Origin of the sequence: Richelia sinica FACHB-800, assembly GCF_014698825.1 — a bacterium.
In the GTDB taxonomy this organism is placed as follows: domain Bacteria; phylum Cyanobacteriota; class Cyanobacteriia; order Cyanobacteriales; family Nostocaceae; genus FACHB-800.
Genome location: NZ_JACJTT010000007.1, coordinates 127,276 through 153,573, shown reverse-complemented (window position 1 = coordinate 153,573; position 26,298 = coordinate 127,276). Strand labels below are relative to the sequence as shown.

Here is a 26,298-nt window from a genome sequence, read left to right as displayed (position 1 = left end):
GGTATTTGTTCCCTACACCCTGACCTTTATAGCATTTCATGAATAGCTTTACTCAAATTTTCCCCATTGGCAAAATCAGGATTATAGCAACATATCCCCATTTCCCAGCCCAAATAATTATTGGGTAATCAACTCTGGTGTCACAGCGAAGGTGAGCACAGTTTCATCAATACCTTTTAACTCTAGAGGACTACCTTTAGTAATTTCTTCTTCCTGTAAATAATCAGCCACCGCCGCAGAAACCAGAATTGTACCGGGAGTAGCCGCCACTTGCAATCTCGCCGCAATATTCACACTGGGGCCAATAGCTGTGTAGTCAGCACGTTCCGCACTACCAAACATCCCTACCACCGCAGTACCTTGGTGAATACCACAACGGAACTGTACGCCATCACGTCCGTCAGTCTCAAAGATACCTTGGGTACGCCAGCGTTCATTTAAACTCACCAATGCTCGTTGCATCCCTCTAGCTGTATTGATAGCCCGACGCACCTGTTCATTGGGAGTTAGTTCTTCTGGTGCACCATATAAAGCTAGAATTGCATCTCCCATGAATTTATCTACTGTCCCGCCATTGTCAAAGACAACCTTGGTCATCACTTCTAGATATTCATTGAGGATTTCTGCCACTTTTCGGGATCTGAGGGTATTGGCTAGTTGAGTAAAGCCGACAATATCACTAAACAACACGGTGACTAATCGCGGTTCTGGACGCAAGTCTAGGGTAAGAGTTCCCGCAGCAGCTTTCTGTACTAACGCTGGTGGCAAAAAGCGTTTGAGGACTGATTCTGTCAGGTAACTGTTGAGTTCCAAGATGCGTTTTTCATTTTCCTTCAAGGCTAAAAGATTCCGCGCCTCTGCTAGAAGTTCCCGGTCATTGAAGGGTTTTGCTAAATAAGCATCTGCACCATGTTCAGTCCCTTCAATGCGAGTTTCTTCGTCTACTTTCGCTGTGAGGAGAATGATGGGTATTCCTTTTAAATTTCCATCGCTACGAATCATCCGAATCATTTCCATGCCTGTCACCAATGGCATCATCAAATCGGTGATAATCAGGCTGGGGACTATTTCCTGGGCTGTATTGTAACCTTCATAGCCGTTGCGGGCAGTCGCTACGTGATAACCACTGCGACGGAGGATATCAGATACATAACTACGCAAATCAGGGTTATCATCTACCACTAAGATGGTATCACCCTTACCTTGGATGGTTGGACTGCCTCCAGTGGAGGAATTGGCTGGTTGAGGGAGTAATTCTGGCTTAACTTCTAATTGTTCTGTGGTTGACTCCAACTGTTCTAAATCAGCTAGTTCCACACTGGCCCGGCTGATGGTGATTTCCCCTGGCGTATCTTTGACCTGTTCAGGGGGTAAATGGGCTGAACCGGTTAATAGTTGTAAGGTAAAGGTTGTACCTTGGCCATAAACTGATTCTACGGTTACTTGTCCCCCGTGCAGTTCTACCAATTCTTTCACTAAAGCCAATCCTAAACCACTACCTTCATAGGAACGGTTGGCTGAACCTTCGGCTTGACGAAACCTGTCGAAGAGGTAGGGAATTTGTTCTGGTCTAATGCCAATCCCTGTGTCTTGGACTTGTAAAATACAGTGATCGGTGCGGGCATGTAGTCTGACAGAGATAACCCCACCTTCACGGGTGAATTTCATGGCATTGGACAACAGGTTATAAATTACCTTGTCAAATTTTTCTAGGTCTAAGTAGACTGGGGGGCAAAGGGCTAAATCACTAAATACTCGCAGTCCCTTTTTCTCACAGTAGGGACGAAAGGATTCAATGATTTGGGTGACGAATTCTACGAGATCACAAGGGCGGAAACTAGGCTGCATTCTGCCAGCATCTAGGCGCTGTAAATCCAGTAGTTGATTGACTAATCGTAACAACCGACGGGAGTTACGCAGGGCGATCATACTTTGATCGTAGGATAAACCTTCACCTACGCTGACTGAGGATTCTAATGGCCCTTGGATTAAGGTGATAGGGGTACGGAACTCGTGGGAGATATTTTGGAAAAACTCGGTTTTTTGCCGGTCTAGTTCTAATAACCGTTCTGCTTGTTCACGGGTTTTTTGATACAGTCTAGATTGTTGCACAGCGATCGCTGCTTGGGAAGCTACAGCTTTGGCTAATTCTATTTCTGAGACTAGCCATCTGCGGGTTCTTGTTCCTTGGGCTAAAGCAATACTACCAATACATTTACCATCGGCGACTAAGGGCACTACCATGAGCGATCGCACTGCAGTATGCAACGGTAAGTTAAATCCCTGTAATGTTAAATTAGAGCTACTAATATCACCAATAATCACTGGTTCCTGTGTCCGCAATGTTTCTTGCAGAATGGGGTGGGTAATTGGTATTTGTGTACTGGGTAATTGTTTTGTTAAACCACCCAGATTATTTTGGCTGTAATTATCTGCCAATACACCTGGATCTTCAGCGCTATCGTATAAACCAACGCATTCTAAAAATTCATCTTCTTCTGTCCATAGGGACAAAACACAACCATCAACTTGTAAAGCCTGTCCTAGTTGTTGAGTAATAGCAGCAAATATATCTTGTGGATCTAAACTGGAGCGAATAGCACTTGTAATAGTATTGATTAATGATTCTCTTTTAGCTAGGGCACGAACTTGCTCATAGGCATAGGATTGGGACAATGCCAAGGCTGCTTGGTCTGCCACCATCATCACTAGCTGTACCTCTTCTTCTCCCCAGAGACGAGATTGGGAACATTGGTGTAATGCGAGGACAGCAATGAGTTCCTGTTGACAAATTAAGGGGACTACTAAGCTAGAGTGAATATTCGCAATGCGAAAAGCTTCAATTCGGTCTCCTTGAATCCGGTCATCATTAGTTACATCTTGGATGACCTGGACTTCGCGGGTTTCCCACACAGTTTGCACCAACACCGGAGATGCACACACAGATACTTCTCCTACCTCTGTAGTAGATTCTCCTGATTCCTCATTGGCACTGATAGCAGCTTTTTGATAAATAAATCCTTCGTCAGCTAATTGTTCATCTTGGAAGGGACGTAATAAACACACATCCACTTCCAGCATATGTCCAACGGTATCTACAATTGTTTGTAAAATTTGCCGATAGTCTAAAGCACTACGAATTGTATTAGTAACAGTATTTAGCAAAGACTCTTGCCGCAAAGTGCGAGTCAGTTCGCGGGTTCTGGCTTTGAGTACATTATGGGTGTCCAACGCTTGACGAACTACAGCTTTGAGTTCCTCTGCTTCCCAAGGCTTGGTGACATATTTAAATACTTTTCCAGCATTAATTGCTTCCACCAAGTCTTCGACATCGGTATAGCCAGTTAAAATAATCCGAATAATATCTGGGTATTGGGTTGCTGTCAGGCTTAAAAACTCTGTACCACTCATCATTGGCATTCTTTGGTCGGAGATAATCACTGAAATATCTCCTTCTTGGGCCAACAAATCTAATGCCGCTGGGCCAGAGTTTGCCCTCAGCACCTTATATTCACGATAAAAAGTGCGGTAAAGCAAGTCAAGGTTGTCGGGTTCATCATCGACAACTAAAATTTTTGGCTTACTGTGTGCTTGTGATATCATGCACCGCTTTCCTGCTGCAACGGCAGTTGGATAAAGAATTAAGCTGAGTCAGGGAACTGTAATTAGTCAAGGAAGCGCAGGTTATTTCGACCAATAAACTGTTTAATTATTTGACTGCTATCTTGACAAAGGTGGGAATTACTTAAATAAATTTAATGATTCATGCTTTGTGCCTCTGATGCCAAGCAGCGACTGGATGGCGATCGCTGTGTTTGAAAATTGCTGAAATTTTTGCTCATCCTGAAAACCTGTACCTGTGTTTTCTTATTAATTGCCATTTTTTCAGACACAATTACCTGCTAGATATAACAGCTAATTGCCCCTATAAATTCATTTTTCCCAGTCCTTGAGCTTTCCTAACACCTCCTATTTTGAATTTATGGCGATCGCGACTAGAGTCATTAATAATACGCCAGCACTACTTGCAACCACAGTATACTATCAAACAAATACCCATTTCCAATTTCTTAATTAGAACTAATACTAAGACAAAGAGTAGTTTTCAGTAAATTGGGAATTTTTAATATTGAATATGAGGTATCTCTACATAATTCTGTTTCTAGTATCAACCATAGTCTTACTTGAGTGCTAACTGTCCCGAGCAAAACCAGGTCAGAAACAATCTCAAGCTCGTAGCCATAGGAGTCGCTCAACCATAATAATATAGGTACTGCTAAACTGATTGGTAATTTTCCTAGCCATCTGTGCTATGCAAATGCTGGTAGACTCCAGATAGTGAGAAACCCATCTGTCTCTAACCTGACAATACCAACGTTCACCCTGTCTTCTCTAGTGGTCTGAGCGTACCAGTCATGAGTTTAGCTTATATCCAGTGCTATTTTTAGCAATTCACAAGATTTGTCATTTAGTTTTAGAGGGTGGATGAAGGATACTGGAGAGATATAGTTCCGCAATTAAATAAATTTGTAAGCTGGCTTTGAAATCCTGGTTTTTCCACCCACATCATCCACAACCAGTCACCGACCCTGGAGTTAAATCTTCCTGGCAGATGGAAATTCGTGCAGCTACATCTGCTGATTTGACTGGTATTGCCCAAATTATTGCTGAAAGCTTCCATTCTCAAACTGGTTTCTGGGGTTGGGCCTTTCCCTTATTCCGCTTGGGTATTTACGAAGACCTCAGATACCGTCTAATTTCTCCATCACCCCATCATGCTTGTTTGGTAGCAATAGATGCTACACCGGAAAAAGGTAATCAAATTGTGGGAACGGTAGAACTGAATGTACGTTTCAGTGATTCTTGGGCTTATGTGCAAAAAACCTTTCCTTATTTATCTAATTTGGCTGTTAACCCTCAATATCGGCGGTATGGTGTGGCATCTAGTTTACTCATGAGGTGTGAACAATTGTCCCAGGAATGGGGGTTTCAAGACATATACTTACATGTTTTGGAAAAAAACTACCCAGCTAGACAGCTTTATTTTAAACAGGGATATCGAGTGCATCAGGTAGAATCTGACTGGAATACGGTTCTATTTAACCAATCAAGGCAGATTTTTCTCCATAAACGGCTGAATGGTTAATCACATTGAGGCTGCTGAGTTTCGTAAATACATGGAGTAACAGGGAGATCACCCATGATAACTTTGCATTTTCCCATTGATCTTTATCAAAACTTTAAGTTAAAGATGTCCTGTTAGAGACACAAAGGTTGTCAAATCACCTAAAATTAGGTTAATAATTGCGAAGTATAATGATTTATGACTAAAATAAGCAAAATATAGTAAAAAAAGTTAAAAATTTAAGATAATTTCAGGCTCTAATTCCACTTTCCGGTAGTTAATTTTGAAGTGCGTCTTGTCAACCAACTCAAGGAAGTTAGAGAAAATATGGATAGCGAAAAGAATCGACGCTATCAAGCAGTTATGGTATCAAATTATCACCTAGATACTCATGTTATTGACCGTGTTGCTATGCCAGATGAAGAGGCTGACATTCTGACAATGCTACATAATCATGAAGTTTTGATGGTCAATAGTCGCAGGCGTAATGGATTAATACTGTTTAAAAAATACCATGCGGAGTTTGCTGGACCTGGAGCAGTAGTAGGTGGGGATTATGACCGTGACTGCCAAAGGGTATTAGCTATAGGAAATTTGTCTTTACTGTCTCCTGAATCCCACGAAGACCGTCAAAAGGCTTTTTTGATTAGAAGACAGTGGATTCGCTTAATTAAGCAAATTACAGAAAATCATATTGCTCACGAGCGAGTACAAAAAATTCTAGATCAGTTTGAACAGTGGTTTACAGCAGATATAGTAGCTCAGTTACCGGATGAAGCTTTTGCTAATTTGGTGGGAGTGCTGCCACAAACGGTGGCAATAGTCAGACGTTTTGGCAGCGATGTTGATAATTATTAAGGTGATGGAAAGTTAGCTAAAGCTGCTTGTAGTCGTTGTAAGGTGCGGGTATTTTCTGCTGGACTGCCGATAGTTATTCTTAATCCACTGGGTAGGAGTCTGATTAAAGTACCATGAGATTTAAGTTGTTGGTAGAGATGGGTTAAGGTTGCTGATGGAGATTGTGAAGATTTCAGACGCAGGTAGATAAAGTTGGTGGCACTGGGGACAATTTCTAAGGCGGGATGAGAAGATAGAGTAGTGATGAGTTGAGTCCGATCGCTAATTGTTTGGGGAATGGATGCCAGTAAAGTTTGGCGGTGTTGCAATGCTACTAAAGCGGCCGCGATGGAAAAACTAGGCAGGTTGTAAGGTAAGCGGACTTTTTCTAAAATAGCGATCGCTTCTGGATGAGCGACAGCATAACCTACCCGCATGGCTGCCAAACGAAAGGCTTTAGAAAAGGTACGCAGAATAATCCAGTTGGGACGCTGGGCAATTTCTGCCACTAGGGTCGTTTGACTAAACTCAAAGTAAGCTTCATCAATTACTACTAACACTTCCTCTGGCAGACTTCTCAACCATGTTAATTCTGCGTCTGTTAAGCAATTAGCTGTGGGGGAGTTGGGATGAACAACAAAGACAACCCGAATGGGTGGGGTTTGAGTTGATTCCAGGGCAGATTTTGCTGCGGCTAAATCCATTTCAAAGTTGCTTTCATTTCTACCCACAGTTACCACGGGAATACCCAAGGTTTGGGCGAGAATTGCATACATGGAAAAGGTAGGATTGGTGACTAAAATTGAGCCTTCTCCCTGGAGACAAGTGGCAATTAATAGAGAACGAATCAATTCATCGGAACCATTCCCAACGGAGATATGGGCAGATGTAAATAAGGGAGAGGAAAGGCCAGCAGATTCATTCACATATTCAGCGATCGCATCTTTGAGGTTTTCATGACCACCATCAGGATAGCGATTGCTTTCAATTACTTGCTGGAAATGCCAAGCTAACTTTTCTTTTAAATCTGAAGGTAAATCATAGGGGCTTTCATTGGTATCGAGTCGGTCAAACTGAGTAGCGACAGGTTCCCCGGTATCACTACTGGGATGGGGTTTATAGGCGGTAAATTCAGATAAATCGGACCGAATGAATTTAAGCATAATTATGGTAATGGTTGAATATTTTGTCTTAGTTAACTACCAAAGCAAAATGAGTAAATAGCTTGCCAAATTGCCGATGTGGCATTACCTAAAGAATGGTCGCTATCCAGTTCTATTAACTCTGTCCAAGGACGCGATCGCACGAAATCACGACTGGCACTGATGGGGATAACTTCATCATGGTTTCCATGCAAAATTAGGGTAGGGACAGGACGCTGCAAATCTTCTTCCTGATATTGGCTAGCATCGGTGAGAAAATCGTAATGTAGGGGCAGATGTTGTTTTTCACCGTAGTGGTACACCATCAGATATTTGTCTTGCTGCCATCGTTGTATTTCTGCCTCACCCAATTTCACTAACCAATGGGACAAAAACCCAAATGCTGGTGCTAATAAGACAAGACGTTGTACTTGGGGATACTTTTGTGCTAAATGTGCAGCCGTCAATCCACCTAAACTCGAACCAATCAAAGTAATAGGTGCAGAACTATCAGCAAACTCTGTGGCTACTTGATTTAACTGTCGAGAAATTGTCAAATGGGAAAAATCACCAGCATTTAAGTCAGGAACTTGCACTGGGATCTGGAGTTGGGCAAAGCGTTGGCTGATATCCTGGGCTTTAGCAGATTGGGGACTAGAAGCAAAACCGTGGAGATAGATAAACATGCTACCAATAATCACCCGTCAAACTGATTGCCTAGAGATATCGTTTTCATCATAAGTAATCCAATCACTCCAGCTACCGACATAAAGTTTACCAGTTTTGATCCCCGCCACTTCCAAAGAAATTAAATTCACACAAGCTGTCACACCAGAACCGCAATAAACTAAAATTTCCTCAGCCGTGGCGATATGTTGCCAACGTTGTTGCTGAACAGCTGTAGGTTGTAAGTAACCAGCAGTATCTGTTACCTCTGGCCAAGGATAGTTAACTGCACCGGGAATATGACCAGCGATTTTATCAGTTGGTTCTCTTTCCCCACGATAGCGATCGCCCTCACGGGAATCAACCAAAACTACCTCTGGGCTATCTTTGTGGTTTTTGACGTAACTATAATCTACTGCTTTTTCGGCTTGAATTTGAGGTACAAATTGAGTTATTGGTGGTGTTGGGATCTCATTAGTAACGGGATAACCAGCTTGTTGCCATCCGGCAAAACCTCCATCTAACACAGCAACTTGTTCATGTCCCAAATAACGCAACAACCACCACAAACGCGCAGCAAAAGCAAACCGGGAATCATCATAGGCAACTACAAAACTTTTTTGATTAGTGATGCCAATTTTGCCTAATTTTGTGGCTAATTCATCAGCATTAGGTAAAGGATGTCTACCACCATGTTCTCCCACTGGACTGGATAAATCTTCATTTAAATCTAAATAGCAAGCTCCCGGAATATGGCTAACTTGATACTGTTGTTGTCCTAAGGTGGGATCAGGTAAAGAGAAACGGCAATCGACAATTACCACTTCAGGATTATGCAGATTTTCTCTGAGCCATTGTGGAGAAACAACTGGAGTATTACTCATATACAATCACAATTTAAACATTTACAGTATGGCTGAATTTGCAACTTTTATTCCCCAATCTACACAAGACGGTTCATTTACTTTTATCTCCCCAGAATTCGGAGAATCATTTCACAGCCATTATGGAGCTAGACAAGAAAGCTTTTTGAAATTTGCTGCCCCGACACAACTAGCAACCAAAGCCAAAACTGGGTTTGTACGCTTACTAGATGTTTGTTATGGTCTAGGATACAACACAGCCGCCGCTTTAGAGACAATTTGGTCAGCCAACCCTAGTTGTCATATAGAAATTATGGCTTTGGAACTCAACCCTACAGTACCCCAAGCTGCTCTTACCCATAACTTATTTGATAACTGGAACTATGGATATTTAGAAATTCTCAATTTATTAGCTTTTAAGGAGCATATACAAACAACTAATTGTCATGGCCATTTAATGATAGGTGATGCCAGAAATTCAATTTTACAAATCCGTGAATCTGGATTTACAGCAGATGCCATATTTCTCGATCCCTTTTCTCCTCCTCAATGTCCACAATTATGGACTGTAGAATTTATCAAAGAGGTTTCTTGTTGTTTAAAAACTACCGGATTACTGGCCACTTATTCCTGTGCTGCTGCTGTGCGAACTGCGCTTTTAAATGCTGGTTTAGTAATAGCTTCTACTCCACCTGTAGGTAGACGCACACCAGGTACAATCGCAGCCCATAGCGACGATGTATTGACATCTACTAGCGGAATTATGCCCCTATCTCTGGCAGAAACAGAACATTTACTCACTCGTGCAGCAGTTCCCTACCGCGATCCCCAACTACAAGATTCTCCCCAGACAATATTGCAAAGAAGACAAAAAGAGCAGGAAACTAGCGACCTAGAACCTACATCTCAATGGCGGAAAAGATGGTTATAATCAGGATGGTAGTAAATATTATTTTTATTGATAGTTTTGATTTATAAATATTATATATAGTTTTATTTCTGTATCTATAATATTTTTCTTAACTCTTGTTAAACTGAATCCAACTTCTTTATAGTATCTTAATATTTATCAGGTAATATTTATCAAGCCTCCACTCAAGGGTCTAGAAATATTGTTATTTGTATAAATAACAATGACGGCAAATATACTTAAATTTATCTACATCTTGTAGCTTAATTAATACCTGCGTGATTGTACGGAGAAAGCTTTTGGCTAAGTACAATACAGTTTATCTTCCACACCTGCTTTTCAGATAGTCATTTTGCCAACAGATCGCTCAACAAATCGGGGTGCTATTGTGATTGAAAAAAAATATGAGACTGCATCTATCCTCAGAAAAGGAAATCTATTTTTAGTTCCAGAACAGGACATGTCTCAATCGCTCAAATCAGATGTACATGGTAGTTCTGAATCCGTCACCCTCACACAGTTAATGGCAGAAAAGTGTCTGTCAACGGATGAATTTGAGCTGTCTGAACAAGTATTATTGTCATTTGCGATCGCGATTGAACATCGGGATTCTAATACAGGTGGCCACTGTGAAAGACTAGTTAACTTAGGCAAAATGTTTGGTGAGTATCTAGAACTTTCACATCCAGAAATCAAAACCTTGATTCGGGGTGCATATCTTCACGACATTGGTAAACTAGCAATTCCTGATCAAGTGCTATTAAAATCTGAACCTTTGACAGGGGAAGATTGGCAAATAATGAAAAGACATGTTGTCATTGGCGAACAAATTTGTCAACCATTGCGAACCATGAAAGAGGTACTACCCATCATTCGCCATCATCACGAACGCTGGGATGGTTCAGGATATCCAGATGGGCTTCAAGGAGGGCAAATTCCTTTCCTGACCCAGGTATTTCAAATGGTTGATATTTATGATGCCCTCAAAAGTGAAAGACCTTATAAAAAAGCCTTAAGTACAGACATTGCCCTGCGGATTATGCAGAAAGAAGCGGAAGCTGGTTGGCGTAATCCCCAATTGATAGAGAAATTTGTGGAATTTATTTATTCTCGCGAAAACGTGCAAGTTGCAGTCTAGGCTGCCAAAATTTGAGTTAATGCAGAGTTTCCCAACTCCAATAAAGTTGTTGATGATTTGGGCTTGAATGGGAAAATAAGCAAAGCATTCATCGCAATTTACTGATACCTCATTATGGTTGTTGTAGCAATTCTAGCGGCGGGAAAAGGCACAAGAATGAAATCTAATCTACCCAAAGTTTTACATGCTTTGGGCGGGAAATCCTTGGTTGAGAGAGTGATTGATAGTGTAGAACCGCTTTCTCCCTCAAGACGCATAGTGATTGTTGGGTATCAGTCCCAGGAAGTGAAAACTGCTATGGATTCCATTTCTGGGTTAGAGTTTGTGGAACAAACTGTACAGCTAGGAACAGGTCATGCCATTCAGCAATTACTCCCTGCTTTGGCAGATTACAGTGGTGATTTACTGGTACTAAATGGCGATGTGCCTCTATTACGAACAGAAACGTTGCAAAGTCTGTGGCAAACTCATCAAGAAAACCAAAACGCTGCAACTATTCTGACTGCCTATTTACCAGACCCCAAAGGCTATGGACGGGTATTTTGTGATGGTGAAGGGGTGGTGCAACAAATAGTTGAAGACAAGGATTGTACTGCGGCCCAAAGGCAAAATCGCCGCATTAATGCGGGAATTTACTGTTTTCGCTGGGCTGATTTAGCTAGGGTACTGCCCCATTTACAAGCTAATAATGCCCAAAAAGAATATTATCTGACCGATGCTGTCACCCAGGTGGGGAAAGTGATGGCAGTGGATGTGGAAGATTACCAAGAAATTTTAGGAATTAACGATCGCCTACAATTAGCAACAGCCCATGCTATTTTGCAACAAAGGGTCAAGGAAAAATGGATGATGGCTGGTGTGACGTTAATAGATCCATCAAGTATTACCATTGATGAAACAGTGGAATTAGAACCAGATGTCATCATTGAACCGCAAACCCATTTACGGGGAAATACGCTGATAGCGACGGGGAGTCGCATTGGCCCAGGCACTTTGATTGAGAATAGCCAAGTGGGTGAAAAAGTCACTGTTCAGTATTCAGTGGTGACAGATAGCGTCATTCAGCCAGGAACCAGAATCGGCCCTTATGCACATTTGCGGGGTCATGTGGAAGTAGGGGCTGGCTGTCGCATTGGCAATTTTGTGGAATTGAAAAATACTCAATTGGGCGATCGCACTAACGTAGCACACCTATCTTATTTAGGCGACACTACAGCCGGCACTCAAGTCAACATTGGTGCAGGGACAATCACCGCTAACTATGATGGTGTGAGAAAACATCGTACCAAAATAGGCGATCGGACAAAAACTGGTTCTAATAGTGTTTTAGTAGCCCCTGTCACCTTGGGTGATGATGTCTATGTTGCGGCAGGTTCAACAGTCACCGAAGATGTACCAAATGATGCTTTAGTAATTGCTCGCAGTCGTCAGGTAGTAAAATCTGAATGGCAGAAAAAGAATCAAAGCTAAACTCGATTTTCTGTCATTACACAGCATAAATGGCAATATCCCCAAGTCATTGTTATATCCGGTAAAGACTGTAGAGACGTTACATGTAACGTCTCTACAGAGGTGATGGGAAACGCATATTTAATTGCAGTGGAGAATATCAACCAATCCTCAGATTTACACAATAAAAGATTCCTCGCACTGTCACCTGTCACCTATCACCTGCTATATTTTCTAATTGTTCTTACACTAAACAAGCTTGAAAATCTCGTTTTAATTTATCTGCATCCAAGTTACGACCAATAAAAACTAATTCATTTTTACGGGTTTCGTTGGCTTTCCATGGTCTATCTGGTTTACCATCAAATAGCATATGTACACCTTGAAAAACAAAGCGATTTTCTTCACCAGCGATATTTAAAATTCCCTTCATCCGGAATATATCTGGCCCTTGATTACGCAGTAATTCACCTAACCAAGCATTTAATTTTTCGCCATCTAAGGGGCGTGTTTCTACTAAAGCTACTGAATATACACTTTCATCATGTTCATGGGCATCTTCTCCTAAAAAATTGGGGTCAATTTCTAAAGCCCGATCTAAATCAAAGGCTTGAACTCCCAATAAAGCATCCATTCCTAACTCTGAATTTTGGGTGCGGTAGATTTTAGCCATAGCATTCATACCGCGAATTCTTTGTTCTAGTTCGTCTAAAACTTCTGGTGTGACTAAATCAGTTTTATTTAATAAAATTACATCGGCAAAGGCAATTTGTTCTTGGGCTTCGTCTGCTTCCCAATGTTGCCAAATATGTTTAGCATCGACTACTGTCACTACTGCATCTAGTGACAGTTGGCTTTGCATATCTTCATCGACAAAGAAGGTTTGAATTACTGGGGCTGGGTCAGCTAATCCGGTGGTTTCAATCACGAGATGGTCAAATTTATCTCGTCGCTTCATTAAGTTACCAATGATGCGAATTAAATCACCCCGAACTGTACAGCAAATACAGCCATTGTTCATTTCAAAAATTTCTTCATCGGCATCAATAACGAGTTGATTATCAATGCCTACTTCGCCAAATTCATTGACGATGACAGCAACTTTTTTGCCGTGTTCGTAGGTGAGAATGTGATTAAGGAGGGTGGTTTTACCTGCGCCTAAATAACCTGTTAAAACTGTGACAGGGACTGTGTGAGAAAGTTCAGCAGTCATCATATGTGCAAAACAACCTTGATATTTTATTGATAATCATTATCTGTGTATCATAACCCTTTTAAAAATGGCAGGATGGCTTCACACACCACTGGGGGGTATTCTTCATGGAGTCCTAAAGTCCCAGGAACAATGATGCTGGTAACTCCTGGTGAAGCTGCTAATGCGTCCATTTCTTGACGTGATTTAGGTGGACTAGATGCACCAATGACGGCCATTAGCGGTGTTGATAAGGACTGGACTAAGGAAAGAAATTCTGTTCGTGAGTGAATTGTATCGATGTTACCTGTGACAAAGGCCGCAGAAGCAAATCTGGCCCCTGGTTGCTGGGTGGTGTGCCACTTTTTGGTGATGAAGCTAGGGGTCAGTTTCCCTATATCTGTGAAAACATGACGACGATACATCCAGCGTAAAAAGGATGGTGAGGTGTTGATTTTATATAGTCCTTGACCGAGAATAGGCGATCGCACCATTTCTTTCACCATACCTGCTAGTTGTGGACTTGCTCCCATGGTTGGTAAGGGGCCACGCCAAGTTGGTGCTAGTAAGACTATGCGGGAAAAGGTCTGTGGTTTTGCCTTAGCTAGTTGCAATACATAACCAGCACTATGACCAGCAGCTACCACCGCAATTGGAGAATTAAATACAGATTTGACAAAATCTGCGAGAAATTGCCGATATATTTCGGGTCGATAATCTAAACTGGGTCGGGAAGATTCACCAAACCCGGGCCAGTCTAAAGCTGTCACTTGGAAATTAGCAGAGAGGAGTTTTGCTAATTCCCCCACTTCTTCCCTAGTGGAAACGCTGCTAAAAGCAGGTAAAAGCAATAAGGGTGAACCAGAACCCAGAGTTTCATAAACCACCCGTAAAGGCTGATTTTGCCAATTCCAGGGAAATTCTTGGGTTAGGCCACCAAATAAACCAGTTGTAGATAAAGTAATCATTGTTTAACTAACCCTGATTTGACACTCACCTATCTGCTAGTTCTCTAACTTGCATTCCAATGCTTTTTTCTGCATGGTTTTGAAAATATTGTAAAAGCCATTAGCGCGAGAAGGGGTCAAACTGACATTTAAACCGGTGGCTTGAATAAAATCAGGTGTCAGTTGCACAATTTCTGTGGGTGTGAGTCCGTTTAAACCTTCAATCAACAAAGCGACTAAACCCTTGGTTAACTGAGAGTCAGAATCGCCTTGAAACAAAACTTTACCATCCTGTAGAGATGCAGTGACATATACCTGAGAAACACAACCAGGAACTTTGTGTTCTGGAAGTTTATCTGCTTCGGGGAACTCTGACAACTTTTGAGCATACCAAATTAGCTGTTCATAACGCCGCTTTGGGTCAGCCGCACGTTGAAAGCGTTGCACAATCTTAGCTAGTGCGGGTGGTAAGGAGTCAAGAGTTGAGGACATAAATAGATTCAGGAAATAATCACTATCACCTTGAGTTTAAATTATTTGTAGAGCGATCGCCTCTGGATTTGTTGTCATCACCCTCGCTTCAGGTATCATCGGTCGCACAGACCGCAATTGACCCCCGGCATTTTTGTTAAGTATTGAGAATAACTGTTAAAAAATGCTGCAAAGTGAAGATTTTTCTTGAATTTTCTTCGGAAATTTTCAGATTATATGTACATTAAGCTAAACAACCTTGAAGTTGAGTCGATCATCTTCGTTTCTCAACTGCCCTTATTGTCAAACATACAAAAGTCTCAGGAGCGTATCAGGTGTTGACCTCAACCTTACTAGCTGCTGCAACCGCACCCTTAGAGTGGACTCCCTCCATTGGCTTGATTATGATCACAGCCAACCTCATTGCGATCGTTTTTGCTAAATTTACAATTCAATACCCCAATGCTGAACCTGCTTTACCAGCTGGTAATTTCTTTGGTGGTTTTGGCTTACCTGCGGTTTTAGCAACAGCGGCTTTTGGTCATATTCTCGGTGTAGGTATTATCTTAGGATTGCACTATCTTGGTAGATTCTAATTTTTTACATCCTGTCTGCCTATATTTTTGATTTATCAGCCAGAAACATATGTTTCTGGCTTTTTTTATAGCTGCAAAATTTTACCAAAAAATACAATTTCTTTGTTGTTCTGATAGGTTTCGCGCTATCAAACGTAAATCACGATAGGGTAGAGTCGGTGTACCATAGAATCTTTGTTTATAGCTTTTAGAAGTGTAATCATAGAATATTGCTAATCTATCCCGATTAATCGGTGGTTTGCCACGATGAAAAATACTGCTAGTAGCAGCAAAAATCACTGTTCCCCCTACTCCTGTACATGAATGATAAGATTTAGGGGATATCAATTTTTGCATCGTTTGGTCAGAAAGGTAGCCAGAAGTATATTTGATAGTTTGGGCTATTTTTAAACTGATATCATAGGGAAGATATTGAAAAGGCCCGTTTTCTTCATCAACGTCATCCAGATAAATAATAATTTTGATCACTCTACGGTCTTCTTGATCAATATGCCATAATCTTGAACCAATTTCTAACCCGTTGGCAATATCCCTACGTAAATAAGCACCTTGATAAGCAACAGATAAACCAAGATAATTTTCTACAATATTTAATAGTTTAGGGTCAATTCCCCAGAGAAATATCTGGGGAAATCTGCTCATTTCCTCACAACTAGCATGAATTACGTAATTCTGTACAGATTCAGCTTCAAGTTGTACTAATTCTTTAGCTAACTTTTGTGCTACAACCAACATTTTTTCAGTATCTTTAATCCCCAATTCTGATAATGAAGTTATCGCTACTCCATCTTGTTGAATTTTCTCAATTAACTTGAGCGATTCCATATTTAGAATAGGTAAATTTTGACTATGTTGGTTGATTTTTCTTTGATAATTTTGGTCAATATAGCTTTTTATCAGAGGATGTTGAGCAATTGTTTGTAAAAACTTATGCCTAACCTTGAGTAAAAATCTATCCACAGAGTTATTTCCTTTAATTGTTGCTGTTATAGCTATAGACAAAGCATTTAGGACATTAACAAAAACTTAGATATAGAAATTTCAGGCTGCATATAATCATGAAAATCAATAATTTGCATGATTATCTGTTTTCATCTGCTTTTGTCTAAGTTAGCTATAAATAATTAGCAGTTAATATGGCTTGTAAATGCACCTGTTATATCTACTTGTGATTCACATAATCTAGGAAAAATATGCGTTTGCCATTGCTTATATGTAATTACAATGGCGAAAATACATTAATATTTCCTAAATCTTAATCCCATGTGATTAATGTACTGAAAAGCCAATAAATATCAACAAGATAATATTGAATTGCCAATATGTTGCATAATATTGTTGGGTGAGCTTTGGCTTTTAAACAATAACCTGCTCTACTTTTTCCTATATACCACTCAGGTAATATAATTGCGCTAATTATGGATTATGCCAATGCAATATTGACAGTAAATATGCAACAATTTAAATAAAGAAAATAAAGAATAAAAAAGAATTTGATGAACTAGAGATATGCAAATTAAATACTTTTTAGCTGATCAGCATAAAAAATACTGATATACTATCGCTGGAGCGATAATATGAGAGATAATATGGTGCGGTTAGTTGTGATAGCAATTCTGCTGATGCTAGTGACAGCGTGTAGCACATTGGTGCTAATACCAACTCCTGAATTAGTTCAGAAAGCGATCGCACTCCAGCTAGAACAAACCGAAAAACAACTGAGTGAAAAACTAGGTGTAGACTTTCAGCAGTTCGATATTAAGCGACTGTCTATTAAGCAGCAAAAGTCCTTTAGCGTAGAAAACTTACCAGCATATCGGGTCAGTGGAACCTATGACCTGACAGTAAAGTTACCAAACCGCAGCTTTACCCAAGCTAAAAAACCTTTTGACTTATATCTGCAAATTCAACGGGAAGGTAAAAGTTGGCGTTTATTACTTCCAGAGTCCACAGACCCCGATAAACCACCAGTTTGGCACAGTTACCTAATTCTCTAGTTTGGGTATTCTCTGCCCTTGTTTACGGCTATATTGTGGAATATCAGGGCAAGAAACAGAATATCCTGCAACAACTACACTCGCTCACACACTAACACAGTTCCCTTTTCCCCGCGAGTGATGCGTAATTCCTCATCTAGATACAGAATTTCCAAATTACCTTTAGGCGATCGCTTCATTGTAAAACGAATTTCCCCCGTATCCAAATTCATTCCCTCCGGGGGAACCAAACCAAACATCAATTTCAATAACCAAGTCTGGAACTTCTCTTTTAAACTTGTCTCCTCAGGTTTACCCTGTTCACCAAATACCCTTCTCCATTCCTCTATTTGACCCATATCTTGAGGTGTTAAAACTCCCCCCGTAAACTGCACTTGCAAAGCCGTATCACTTGCAGGTTGACATACTCCCAAATTACGAACAATTCCCCGCAACTGCGGTACAGACTCATCAATAGTAGTAAATTCCACCACAATATCGTGACTTTGCTGTTCCCCCTGTCCCAAATAGCGCACAGGTTGAAAAACTCGGTCAATTACCACCCTTAACTTTGTGGGTTGAAACATATTAAAAGCCAACCGACCCAAAGTATAAGCAAATCTACCATCTGCAAGTTGTTCACCTTGGGGAAAACTTGGGGCACTAATCAACAACCAATTACTATCGAGTAACTGACCACTATGGGTAGGTGCTGGAGTAGGGTTGAGAGTTTGGAGATTAGTTATTGCCGCTAATACAGTCTCGTCCTTAGTATTCCCACCACAAGCAGTCAAAGCTTGACGTAAAGCAGCTTTTGCCGCAGCAACATTTCCCGTATCTACTACCATAGCCTTAAACCGTTTTTACTCACTTGATATTAATTTAGACAACCGACAGAATTTTCCCCTCTACCGTCAGGATGCTTAAAAAATTGTTACATTCTTGGTAGAGCGAAAAATAAAGTTGATTCCACCATGTCCAATAGTATTCTCGAATCAGCCACATCCCATCCCCAAGTAACAGCCGAACTAACCGCAGGTGGACTCGACCCAGACCGTTTTGATTGGCAAGAAGTTTGGTATCCTGTCCACTATGTAGAAGACTTAGACAAATCCCAACCTACCCGCTTCACCCTGTTAGAACGGGATATTGTCATTTGGTGGGACAAAAACCAGCAAACATGGCAAGTATTTTTAGATCAATGTCCCCACCGTTTAGCACCATTATCCGAAGGAAGAATTAACGAAAGCGGTTGGTTAGAATGCCCATATCACGGTTGGGCCTTTTCAGGTACAGGTAAATGTGAAATTATCCCCCAACAAACCCCTGATAGCAAAGCGGAAACCTCTCAGCGTGCTTGTGTCCCTTCTCTACCGACCACAGTTCGTCAAGGACTGTTGTTTGTTTATCCTGGTAGTCCAGAAAACGCAGCTAACACCAAAGTCCCAATTGTTGATGTTTTGGAAGAAGATACAGAAGGTTGGGTATGTCTCAATACCTTTCGTGACTTACCCTATGATGCCTTAACCTTGATGGAAAACGTCTTAGATTCTAGTCATATTCCCTATACCCACCATAAAACAGTTGGTAATAGAGCTAACGTTGCCCCTGTAGAGTTGGAAGTTGTAGAATCAGGAAAATGGGGATTTAAAGGTACATGGGCAGAAGGCCCACGTAAAGGTACTTTAGGCAGACAAAATACCACATTTATTGCCCCTGGTTTAATGTGGCATGACCTCACCTCTAAACAATTTGGACGGACACTCACCGTAGTTTATGCTACTCCCATTCGCAAAGGTCAATGTCGATTATTTGCGCGTTTCCCCTTTAAGTTTTCCTCAAAAATACCAGCATTATTTTTAAAATTAACTCCCCGTTGGTACTCTCACATTGGTCAAAACCGAGTTTTAGAAGATGACCAAATTTTCCTCCATCATCAAGAAAGATATCTTGAACAAAAGGGTGGTAGCCACAACTTTACCAAGGCGTTTTATTTACCAACCAAAGCCGATTTATTTGTCTTTCAATTACGTTCTTGGGTAAATCAATATAGTATTGACCCCTTTCCTGGTCAAACTTTATCACCAGCACTATCCAAAGAAGTTTTGCTTGATAGATATCATTCTCACACCAAACATTGTGCTAGTTGTAGGCAAGCTTTAACTAACTTGAAAAAGATTCGTTTGGGAATAGCTGGGGGAACAATTTTAATTTGGTCGCTGTTACCTTTATTGATGTTTTTCTATCATTCACTAGATGTGATTATCGGCAGTATTTTAAGTTTAGCTGTCATTAGTGGTGCAGGGATTTGGTTTGCTTTGGGTAAGTTGGAAGAACGGTTTTATCAAGGTGAGGAAATTCCACCCCGGAATTTATAGCAGGTGATAGGTGGCAGCGCGAAGAGATACTTTTTGTCGTGGATTTACATGGCTAAATTTGTGCATTAGATTGTTGAAATATTTATTAGACTTTTTGCATTAAATATTTTTTTGTTTCACGCAGAGACGCAAAGGCGCTCCAGAAGAGAACACAAAGAATTACTTTTGCAAAGGGTCTATTAGATAATCAAAATTTTCGGTCTTTCTTAATGCACAGATTTGGTTTATACAGTCCAGTAGGGTGCGTTACAGCAACGCTTAACGCACCGCAAATGGTTGTTTTTGATTAGGTTTCAATCTCTAATAGGGATTATAGAGTTTTAAAACATTTTATTGGTAAAGGTAAGGTTTATTTCGCCACGCGAGTTTCAATCCCTAATAGGGATTATAGAGTTTTAAAACTATAGAGGTCGATGATTCAGGCAGAATTGTGATTATCGTTTCAATCCCTAATAGGGATTATAGAGTTTTAAAACTCATAACGATAAGACTTATTTTACATAGGCAAGTTTCAATCCCTAATAGGGATTATAGAGTTTTAAAACAAGGAATAACTATCGCTTGTACTTACCAGAATACCAGGGTTTCAATCCCTAATAGGGATTATAGAGTTTTAAAACTTCAGTTCCACCAAAATGGAGATTATTATCATGTTTCAATCCCTAATAGGGATTATAGAGTTTTAAAACAAGAAAACTTGATGGCTTTCTGGAGGTGTTAGGAGTTTCAATCCCTAATAGGGATTATAGAGTTTTAAAACGTTAGACGTTAATTACACAAGGGATGAAGCAAGCAGTTTCAATCCCTAATAGGGATTATAGAGTTTTAAAACATAGCCGTTATCAAGTTGTGATTGAAATCTTGGTGTGTTTCAATCCCTAATAGGGATTATAGAGTTTTAAAACCATTATGTATTTTTCCTGGAAGGAACTTCCGTTCGTTTCAATCCCTAATAGGGATTATAGAGTTTTAAAACGGCTGAAACAGATGCCTTTTGCGCCTGTGCCTCTACCGTGTTTCAATCCCTAATAGGGATTATAGAGTTTTAAAACCTGGAGTTGCCCAGTCAACATTGAGCGAATGGAAGGTTTCAATCCCTAATAGGGATTATAGAGTTTTAAAACTGCGGAAGCTGGAAACCCTTATTATATTTAGTTTTCAAGGTGCAGTTGCGCGATTCAATAACAATAGTAGCATTTGCGCTGTTGATTGACAAGAGACTCAACTGAACAAAACACCGCAAACCTTTATCTAGTAAGTCTTTCCAGGTTTGCACGGATGTGAATTGGCTCAGTATTACCGGAAGTCCTGACAACATAGGCAATAGAAGCTATTTGGCAACGACAAAAATTTTTACACCTACCCATCCGCGCAAGACTTGACCCAAAACACTAAATTTGCTGTCTATGTACCTGAAGCGATCGCAATATTTATGACAGTTAACAAAGTGGTTGATTCAGAGAATCTAATTAAGTAGATTTTTAGTCATGAATATCAAGTAATAGTAATTATACCATATAACCAGGGTCATAGCATATGAATGATTTCAATAATTCAACTAATGAAAAGCAATATTCACTCGTTAAATTACTAGGGGTATGTGTAGTTAGTTTATTGGCAGTTCCTATTCTTGATAACGTGGCATTTTCACAGAAAAATACATCAAAACCAAGTAACCAAGTGAAACTATTAATTCCGGCTCAATTTGATTATGCTTCACCTTTTTCTGAAGGCTTGGCAAGAGTGAAAATTGGTGAAAAGTGGGGATATATCGATAAACAAGGTAAACTGGTCATTCCTGCTCAGTTTGATGGCTATGATGTAGATGCTCCTGTGCCTTTGTTTAATTTATCTGCAATGGATAAACAACCGCTGCGGATGCGTTATCCTGGTAATTTTTCTCAAGGTTTAGCACCTGTAAAAGTGGGTGAAAAGTGGGGATATATTAATAAACAAGGTAAGTTTGTCATTCCACCAAAATTTACTTGTGCTGATGATTTTTCTGAAGGTTTAGCTGCGGTGGGAGAACCTCTAGCAAGAGGTGTAAAAGGAATGTATATTAATCCGCAGGGGAAAACTATTTTTAGTCATAGATTTGGTTGTACTGGCAATAAATTTTCCCAAGGATTGGCTGTGATAGGTGAAGAAACTATCATTAATAAAAGCGGCACGGTTGTGAGAACTTTAAGGAATAATTTCCGCAGCAGTGCACCATTATCTGTATTTTCTGAAAATTTATTGCCTGTGGGTAATGCTCAAGGTTTTGGCTTTATTAATTCTCAAGGTCAGGTAATAATTCCACCACAATTTAGAGTTGTATATCCTTTCTCGGAAGGATTAGCTTTAGCTGAAAATAAACCGGGTAGTTCTGGTGGTTCTTTTGGGTTTATTGATAAAACGGGTAAGTTTGTGATTCCACCTAATTTGCTGGTGCCATCTGCTTTTTCTCAAGGTTTAGCCCCGTTTTGTAGTGGAGAAAATGCCTGTGGATATATAGATAAATCTGGCAAGGTTGCTATTTCTACTCAATTTGCAGATGTTTCTGCTTTTTCCGAAAATCTTGCTCCTGTGAAGGTAGGTAATAAATGGGGTTATATTGGCTTGCCTGGTAAAAAGTAGAATGGACAAAAGATATTTACAGGATTTTGGCTTTTCTGCTGCAATTCTACCTCTATTGGTAGCTATAAATTTCCTCTGTCACATATCACCTATATCTTGTGCTACTAGAAAAACTATCACAGATAGATTAGTATAACTAGTAACTTATAGCCAAGATAAAGTTAATAGTTTTTCCCAGGAATAATATGTATTTCAATTTTTTTATCAGTTCTATTGTAGGAATTGTAGTTGTAGTTTTACTGGCTTTTGGTGTGTTGCAATGGTTCAATGTACCTGCGGGTAGTTTTTTAGATTGGGTCATTGGTGGTGCCAGTTTTTGGTGGTTATTAGTGATTGTAACTGTGCCTTGGAATGTGCATTTTCAAGCCAAGGGGGTGTTAGCAGAAGCGGCCCAGTCAATTGAAAGAAATATTCCTGTAGATGAGAAACAAGTTAGATATGTGAGATTGTTAGCACAGAGGTCTTTCTGGTTAGCAATTGGTTTGCATATTTTGTCTGCTATTGGTTTATATGTCTTAGCTGCTACGGGAATTAGTGCAGTAGGTTATATCAGTTCTGGTGCGGCTTTATTGTTAACTTTACTACGTCCAGCGATTAGTGCTTATGAATATTTATACACGCGATTAACGATGATTCGCCAAGGTTTTACCTATCCTCGTGAAGATATTTTGGAACTCCGCAGTCGGTTTTATGAGTTAGAAGAGAAAGTCCGAAATCTAGAAGATCAACTAAATGTTGAACAGCCCTATTCTCTAGCGGCAACTAATCAACGTTTTAGTGAAGAAACGAGGAGAGAGTTAGCAAGAATTATGGCGAATTTAGAAGAATTTCGTGCTACTAATCAATCAGAGCATGAACGTTTATCTAGAGAAGCGAGAAATGCGATCGCACAACTTTCTACTGATGGTCAATTTTTGGATAATGTGCGGGAAATTATTAGGTTTTTCAAGTCTGCTTAGGGTGTTTTAAAGTTGTGGAGGTGCGTTATGAAAACGCACCCTACTGGTCGATTTTCGAGTGATATTGCTGTTAAGGATGCTGTAAAAATTCAACTTTGGGTAATAAAGGGTCGGTGACTACTCCTACACCATGAAAACCCCAACGTTGGAGTACCTGTCCTAATTGTGTCCCAGTTACAGATTCTACTGCAAAGCGGTTTGCTACTTCTCTAGCATGGGTGTTGAGATAGGTAAGGGCATCAAAATTTTCTCGAAATATCAACAAATATCCGGTTGTATCTCCTTCGGGACGTGCTATTAAATACTTACCATCAGTTTGCAATCGCACAACGTAATAAATTTCCGAAAACATAGATTCATCCTACCTTTGAGAGCAATTTAGTCTCCAACTCTGTTCTTCTCTGCACCCTAATACAGAAAAAATAAATTACACAATAATCGACCACATACTAAAACCTAAACCCAGTGCGGTGAAATGCTGAAACAATAACATCCGCAGGGGTTGACGAGCGATTTTTTGGGTTAAAACTATTGTTAATAACACAGAAAAAATCAAAGTTGCACCTTGTAAAAAAGCAATGACTGCGGGATGAGCGACTAAAATAGGTAAATTATCACCGGAAAAGCCAAAGGTAGCAAAGGTAACGGCAAAAATTCTGCCACCTTCGTTTAAACCCAAACGCAAATAATGGGCTAAGTTTCCCCCTAAGATTAATGGTAAATAACCATAGGCAAGTTCAATAAATGCTTTTGGTTTATACCAGTTGAAATTGAATAAATTAAAGAACTGAGAGAATATTTTCATTAACCCATATCCCAGAAAAGTCAAGCTAGGGGGAATAATTAAAGCTAAGAATGATAAACCACAATGGGGCCAAAATTGAGTTAAATCTATTTCTAATCCTAACCAAGTTTGGATTTCTGGTAAGCGATGTAAATATATTCCTCCCAGGAGCAATAATAATAATGCTACTTCATAACTGCGGGGAACATGGGTTGTCCATAGTTCAATTCCTGGGGGACGTAAGTTAAATTCAACGGAACGATGGGGACAAGCTTTTAAACAGGTCATACAAAGAACGCAGTCTTTGTTATCTTCTAATTGGGCAGGATGGGAATATAAAGGACATCCATCTGTTTCCATGCCTTCGCCTTTTTGGGGGCCGCCTTTATAACATTGATAGGTGTTACAACTCGCAGAACAAATGCCCTGTTGGGCACGAAGTTCGGTCATAGATAGTTTAGCAAATAAGCCATTCATACCACCAATGGGACAAAGATAGCGACACCAAAACCGCCGTTCATAAATAGTAGAAAATATGATTGCCCCGGCGGTGATTAATAATAATAACCAGGCAGAAAGATAAGCTGTATTTTCTAAATTCCATAGTTCTTCCCACAGGAAAATTAAGGTAAATAAACCAAAGAGAAACCAACCTCCCCATTTTTCGGCATTTTCTCTCGGCCAGCGTTTGAGGGTACGGGGAAAGAGTTTGAGTGACAGTTTCTGAGTGATTTCTCCGTAAATCATGAAGGGACAGACGGAACACCAAATGCGTCCTAAAAAGGGAAAGATAAAGAGGAAGACAGGCCACCACCAAGCCCAAAAGAGATTTAAGCCAAAGTTGCGATCGCGTGTTTGTGGCCCTAAAAATAAAATAGCTATGAGTAAGGGAAAAGCTATGGCTGTAAAACCATAGTTGATACGGTCAGGCCACCAGTCACTCCGCAAAAATCGCCGCAAACCTGGATATAGGTTTAATAAGTTGACGCGGAATTGCTTTTTCTTCGGTTCTGCTGACCAAAAAATTTCTTCTGTTAATTCCTTGCCATTGCCCACTTGGACAATGGCCCTTTCCACTAGGTTTTTTAACTCTTTTAAATTCCCTGGAAAATCGTAGGACTGTAAACGACGTAAGGCTTCTGGGGTGATGCGGGGTTTAGCTAAACCTCTAGAACGAGTGTAAAGGCTGGTGTAATAATCTACCTGGGCCTTAATATCTGCTTTCCGCACTCGCAGCGGTGGAACTTTAATACTGTGCCCTACACAACGTTCTAGCAATGGTAAGGCTTTTTCTGCCACCATGAGAATTCGCGCTTTGCTGGTGCGGCTTTCCCCTGGTGGTTCTCCGGGACGAGAAATAGGGGTGTAGGTGTTAGTTTTGAGTAATTGAACAACAGCAGGTAATAATTCTGGGGGTAGTTCTTGAATATTATTCAAGACTAAGGTTCCTTCTCCCACCCATTCCACCAGTCCTGGTTTTCCACCAGCGCGACCAAATAAATCTATGCCACTGGTTTGGAGAATACCACAGTTAATTTTAATAATTGGTTCGCGACGACGGGGGGAGCTATAGTGAATGAGGGCGGCAATGTTATCTTTTTCTAAACCAGGTTCGCCAAAAATTTCCACTGATTTACGGTCGTTAGCAGCTTGACGAATTTGTTCCCGTAACCGCACTGCATAGCGACTTGTCCCCACAATTCCCCGTTGAGCTTTGGTGACTAAATAGGGACGTAAGGCAATGAAACGTTCTTGTTCATAGGTTAAAGCAGAGGCTAACTGTGCTAACTCCTGGGCCAGGATACGGGAAAAGGCTTGAGTAATTTCTGGGTATTGGCTAACTAAAGCGCGTAATTTCTCGGCTGGAACAACCCAGAGATGACATGTACTGAGGGTGGTGATGGTAAAAGGAGTTAGTTCATCTAAGAGAATTTCTTTGAGGTAAATAACTGCACCAGGAAGGAAGCCGCAAGCAAAAGCGGGGTTAAGGTTATTCGTTGTATCGCTGTCTAGTTGACCATCAACAAGAATATATAAATTCTCTGGGTGAGTTCCTTCCTTAACTAGGTTTTGTTGAGGGGATAGAGTTTTTTCTTCAATAATTTGGGCGATCGCATCCAACACTGCCCATGAGAGAATACCTAAAGTGGTGCGTTCTTGCAGCCATTGAACAATTTCTGGAGATGTCATCATCTGTTCTCCCTGTAGGCTTGTTGATCACAGAGATTGTCGCTGTAATTTCCGAC

General features: G+C 40.4%; 20 protein-coding genes, 1 pseudogene and 1 CRISPR repeat array. Of the genes and pseudogenes, 10 read left to right on the top strand and 11 right to left on the bottom strand.

Going from position 1 to position 26,298, the window contains the following annotated elements; translation table 11 throughout:
* Positions 1-117: 117 nt before the first annotated feature.
* The gene (locus tag H6G73_RS08335) at positions 118-3,603 is read right to left on the bottom strand and encodes a response regulator (protein WP_190603164.1); all 3,486 of its coding nucleotides are present in this window, start codon (positions 3,601-3,603) and stop codon (positions 118-120) included.
* Positions 3,604-4,540: 937 nt separating this feature from the next.
* On the opposite strand from H6G73_RS08335, the gene H6G73_RS08330 reads away from it, so the two are divergent.
* On the top strand, positions 4,541-5,146 hold the full coding sequence (locus H6G73_RS08330) for a GNAT family N-acetyltransferase (RefSeq protein ID WP_190603162.1): 606 nt from the start codon (positions 4,541-4,543) through the stop codon (positions 5,144-5,146).
* 306 nt (positions 5,147-5,452) lie between these two features.
* On the top strand, positions 5,453-5,983 hold the full coding sequence (locus tag H6G73_RS08325) for a hypothetical protein (protein ID WP_190603160.1): 531 nt from the start codon (positions 5,453-5,455) through the stop codon (positions 5,981-5,983).
* Here the strand turns inward: H6G73_RS08325 and H6G73_RS08320 are convergent.
* Genes H6G73_RS08320 through H6G73_RS08310 form a run of 3 tightly spaced genes read right to left on the bottom strand, consistent with a single transcriptional unit; the run spans position 5,980 to position 8,654 of the window.
* Positions 5,980-7,125 carry a histidinol-phosphate transaminase gene (locus tag H6G73_RS08320; RefSeq protein WP_190603158.1) on the bottom strand — a complete coding sequence of 382 codons (1,146 nt, stop codon included), beginning with the start codon at positions 7,123-7,125 and terminating at the stop codon, positions 5,980-5,982. The two genes, H6G73_RS08325 and H6G73_RS08320, sit on opposite strands and share 4 nt — an antisense overlap.
* 32 nt (positions 7,126-7,157) lie before the next feature.
* Positions 7,158-7,799: a YqiA/YcfP family alpha/beta fold hydrolase gene (locus H6G73_RS08315; protein WP_190603202.1), complete on the bottom strand. Its 642-nt coding sequence runs from the start codon at positions 7,797-7,799 to the stop codon at positions 7,158-7,160.
* A 9-nt stretch (positions 7,800-7,808) separates the two neighbouring features.
* On the bottom strand, positions 7,809-8,654 hold the full coding sequence (locus H6G73_RS08310; RefSeq protein WP_190603156.1) for a sulfurtransferase: 846 nt from the start codon (positions 8,652-8,654) through the stop codon (positions 7,809-7,811).
* Positions 8,655-8,682: 28 nt separating this feature from the next.
* Here H6G73_RS08310 and H6G73_RS08305 point away from each other — a divergent pair, with 28 nt between their 5' ends.
* The 3 genes and pseudogenes from H6G73_RS08305 (at position 8,683) to glmU (ending at position 12,151) form a co-directional block, all read left to right on the top strand.
* Positions 8,683-9,564 (top strand): tRNA (5-methylaminomethyl-2-thiouridine)(34)-methyltransferase MnmD, encoded by an 882-nt coding sequence (locus tag H6G73_RS08305; RefSeq protein ID WP_190603154.1) that lies wholly within the window; start codon positions 8,683-8,685, stop codon positions 9,562-9,564.
* 499 nt (positions 9,565-10,063) lie between these two features.
* A pseudogene (locus tag H6G73_RS08300) lies at positions 10,064-10,681 on the top strand (HD-GYP domain-containing protein); the annotation flags it as partial.
* Positions 10,682-10,795: 114 nt separating this feature from the next.
* Entirely contained in the window at positions 10,796-12,151 is a 1,356-nt protein-coding gene (glmU, locus tag H6G73_RS08295; protein ID WP_190603152.1) for a bifunctional UDP-N-acetylglucosamine diphosphorylase/glucosamine-1-phosphate N-acetyltransferase GlmU, read from the top strand.
* Between the two features lie 223 nt (positions 12,152-12,374).
* Here glmU and H6G73_RS08290 read toward each other — a convergent pair whose 3' ends face one another.
* From H6G73_RS08290 to H6G73_RS08280, 3 genes are read right to left on the bottom strand one after another with little or no spacing between them, the layout of a single operon-like run.
* On the bottom strand, positions 12,375-13,346 hold the full coding sequence (locus tag H6G73_RS08290; RefSeq protein ID WP_190603149.1) for a CobW family GTP-binding protein: 972 nt from the start codon (positions 13,344-13,346) through the stop codon (positions 12,375-12,377).
* Positions 13,347-13,393: 47 nt separating this feature from the next.
* On the bottom strand, positions 13,394-14,290 hold the full coding sequence (locus H6G73_RS08285) for an alpha/beta fold hydrolase (RefSeq protein ID WP_190603147.1): 897 nt from the start codon (positions 14,288-14,290) through the stop codon (positions 13,394-13,396).
* 36 nt (positions 14,291-14,326) lie between these two features.
* Positions 14,327-14,761 carry a SufE family protein gene (locus H6G73_RS08280; RefSeq protein ID WP_190603144.1) on the bottom strand — a complete coding sequence of 145 codons (435 nt, stop codon included), beginning with the start codon at positions 14,759-14,761 and terminating at the stop codon, positions 14,327-14,329.
* Between the two features lie 314 nt (positions 14,762-15,075).
* Here H6G73_RS08280 and psaK point away from each other — a divergent pair, with 314 nt between their 5' ends.
* Positions 15,076-15,336, top strand: a complete 261-nt coding sequence (psaK, locus tag H6G73_RS08275) for a photosystem I reaction center subunit PsaK (RefSeq protein WP_190603142.1) — start codon at positions 15,076-15,078, stop codon at positions 15,334-15,336.
* A gap of 81 nt (positions 15,337-15,417) precedes the next feature.
* Here psaK and H6G73_RS08270 read toward each other — a convergent pair whose 3' ends face one another.
* Positions 15,418-16,296, bottom strand: coding sequence for a 2OG-Fe(II) oxygenase (locus H6G73_RS08270; RefSeq protein WP_190603140.1), 879 nt, complete (start codon positions 16,294-16,296; stop codon positions 15,418-15,420).
* 629 nt (positions 16,297-16,925) lie between these two features.
* On the opposite strand from H6G73_RS08270, the gene H6G73_RS08265 reads away from it, so the two are divergent.
* Positions 16,926-17,333 (top strand): hypothetical protein, encoded by a 408-nt coding sequence (locus tag H6G73_RS08265; protein WP_190603198.1) that lies wholly within the window; start codon positions 16,926-16,928, stop codon positions 17,331-17,333.
* 74 nt (positions 17,334-17,407) lie between these two features.
* On the opposite strand, the gene H6G73_RS08260 is transcribed toward H6G73_RS08265, so the two are convergent.
* Positions 17,408-18,160, bottom strand: a complete 753-nt coding sequence (locus H6G73_RS08260; protein ID WP_190603138.1) for a PAP/fibrillin family protein — start codon at positions 18,158-18,160, stop codon at positions 17,408-17,410.
* A 126-nt stretch (positions 18,161-18,286) separates the two neighbouring features.
* Between H6G73_RS08260 and H6G73_RS08255 the strand changes: the two genes are divergently transcribed.
* From H6G73_RS08255 to H6G73_RS08245, 3 genes are all read left to right on the top strand, one after another.
* Positions 18,287-19,690 (top strand): aromatic ring-hydroxylating dioxygenase subunit alpha, encoded by a 1,404-nt coding sequence (locus H6G73_RS08255; RefSeq protein ID WP_190603137.1) that lies wholly within the window; start codon positions 18,287-18,289, stop codon positions 19,688-19,690.
* Positions 19,691-19,980: 290 nt separating this feature from the next.
* Positions 19,981-20,814: direct repeats of the CRISPR family, unit length 37 nt; unit sequence GTTTCAATCCCTAATAGGGATTATAGAGTTTTAAAAC.
* Positions 20,815-21,226: 412 nt separating this feature from the next.
* Complete coding sequence (locus H6G73_RS08250) at positions 21,227-22,309, top strand: WG repeat-containing protein (protein ID WP_190603135.1); 1,083 nt, start codon at positions 21,227-21,229, stop codon at positions 22,307-22,309.
* Between the two features lie 185 nt (positions 22,310-22,494).
* On the top strand, positions 22,495-23,268 hold the full coding sequence (locus H6G73_RS08245) for a hypothetical protein (protein WP_190603134.1): 774 nt from the start codon (positions 22,495-22,497) through the stop codon (positions 23,266-23,268).
* Between the two features lie 70 nt (positions 23,269-23,338).
* Here the strand turns inward: H6G73_RS08245 and H6G73_RS08240 are convergent, their stop codons facing one another.
* A complete protein-coding gene (locus H6G73_RS08240; protein WP_190603132.1) occupies positions 23,339-23,620 on the bottom strand; it encodes a hypothetical protein in 282 nt (93 codons plus the stop codon).
* Between the two features lie 75 nt (positions 23,621-23,695).
* Positions 23,696-26,242: a sigma 54-interacting transcriptional regulator gene (locus H6G73_RS08235; protein ID WP_190603196.1), complete on the bottom strand. Its 2,547-nt coding sequence runs from the start codon at positions 26,240-26,242 to the stop codon at positions 23,696-23,698.
* Positions 26,243-26,298: the final 56 nt, after the last annotated feature.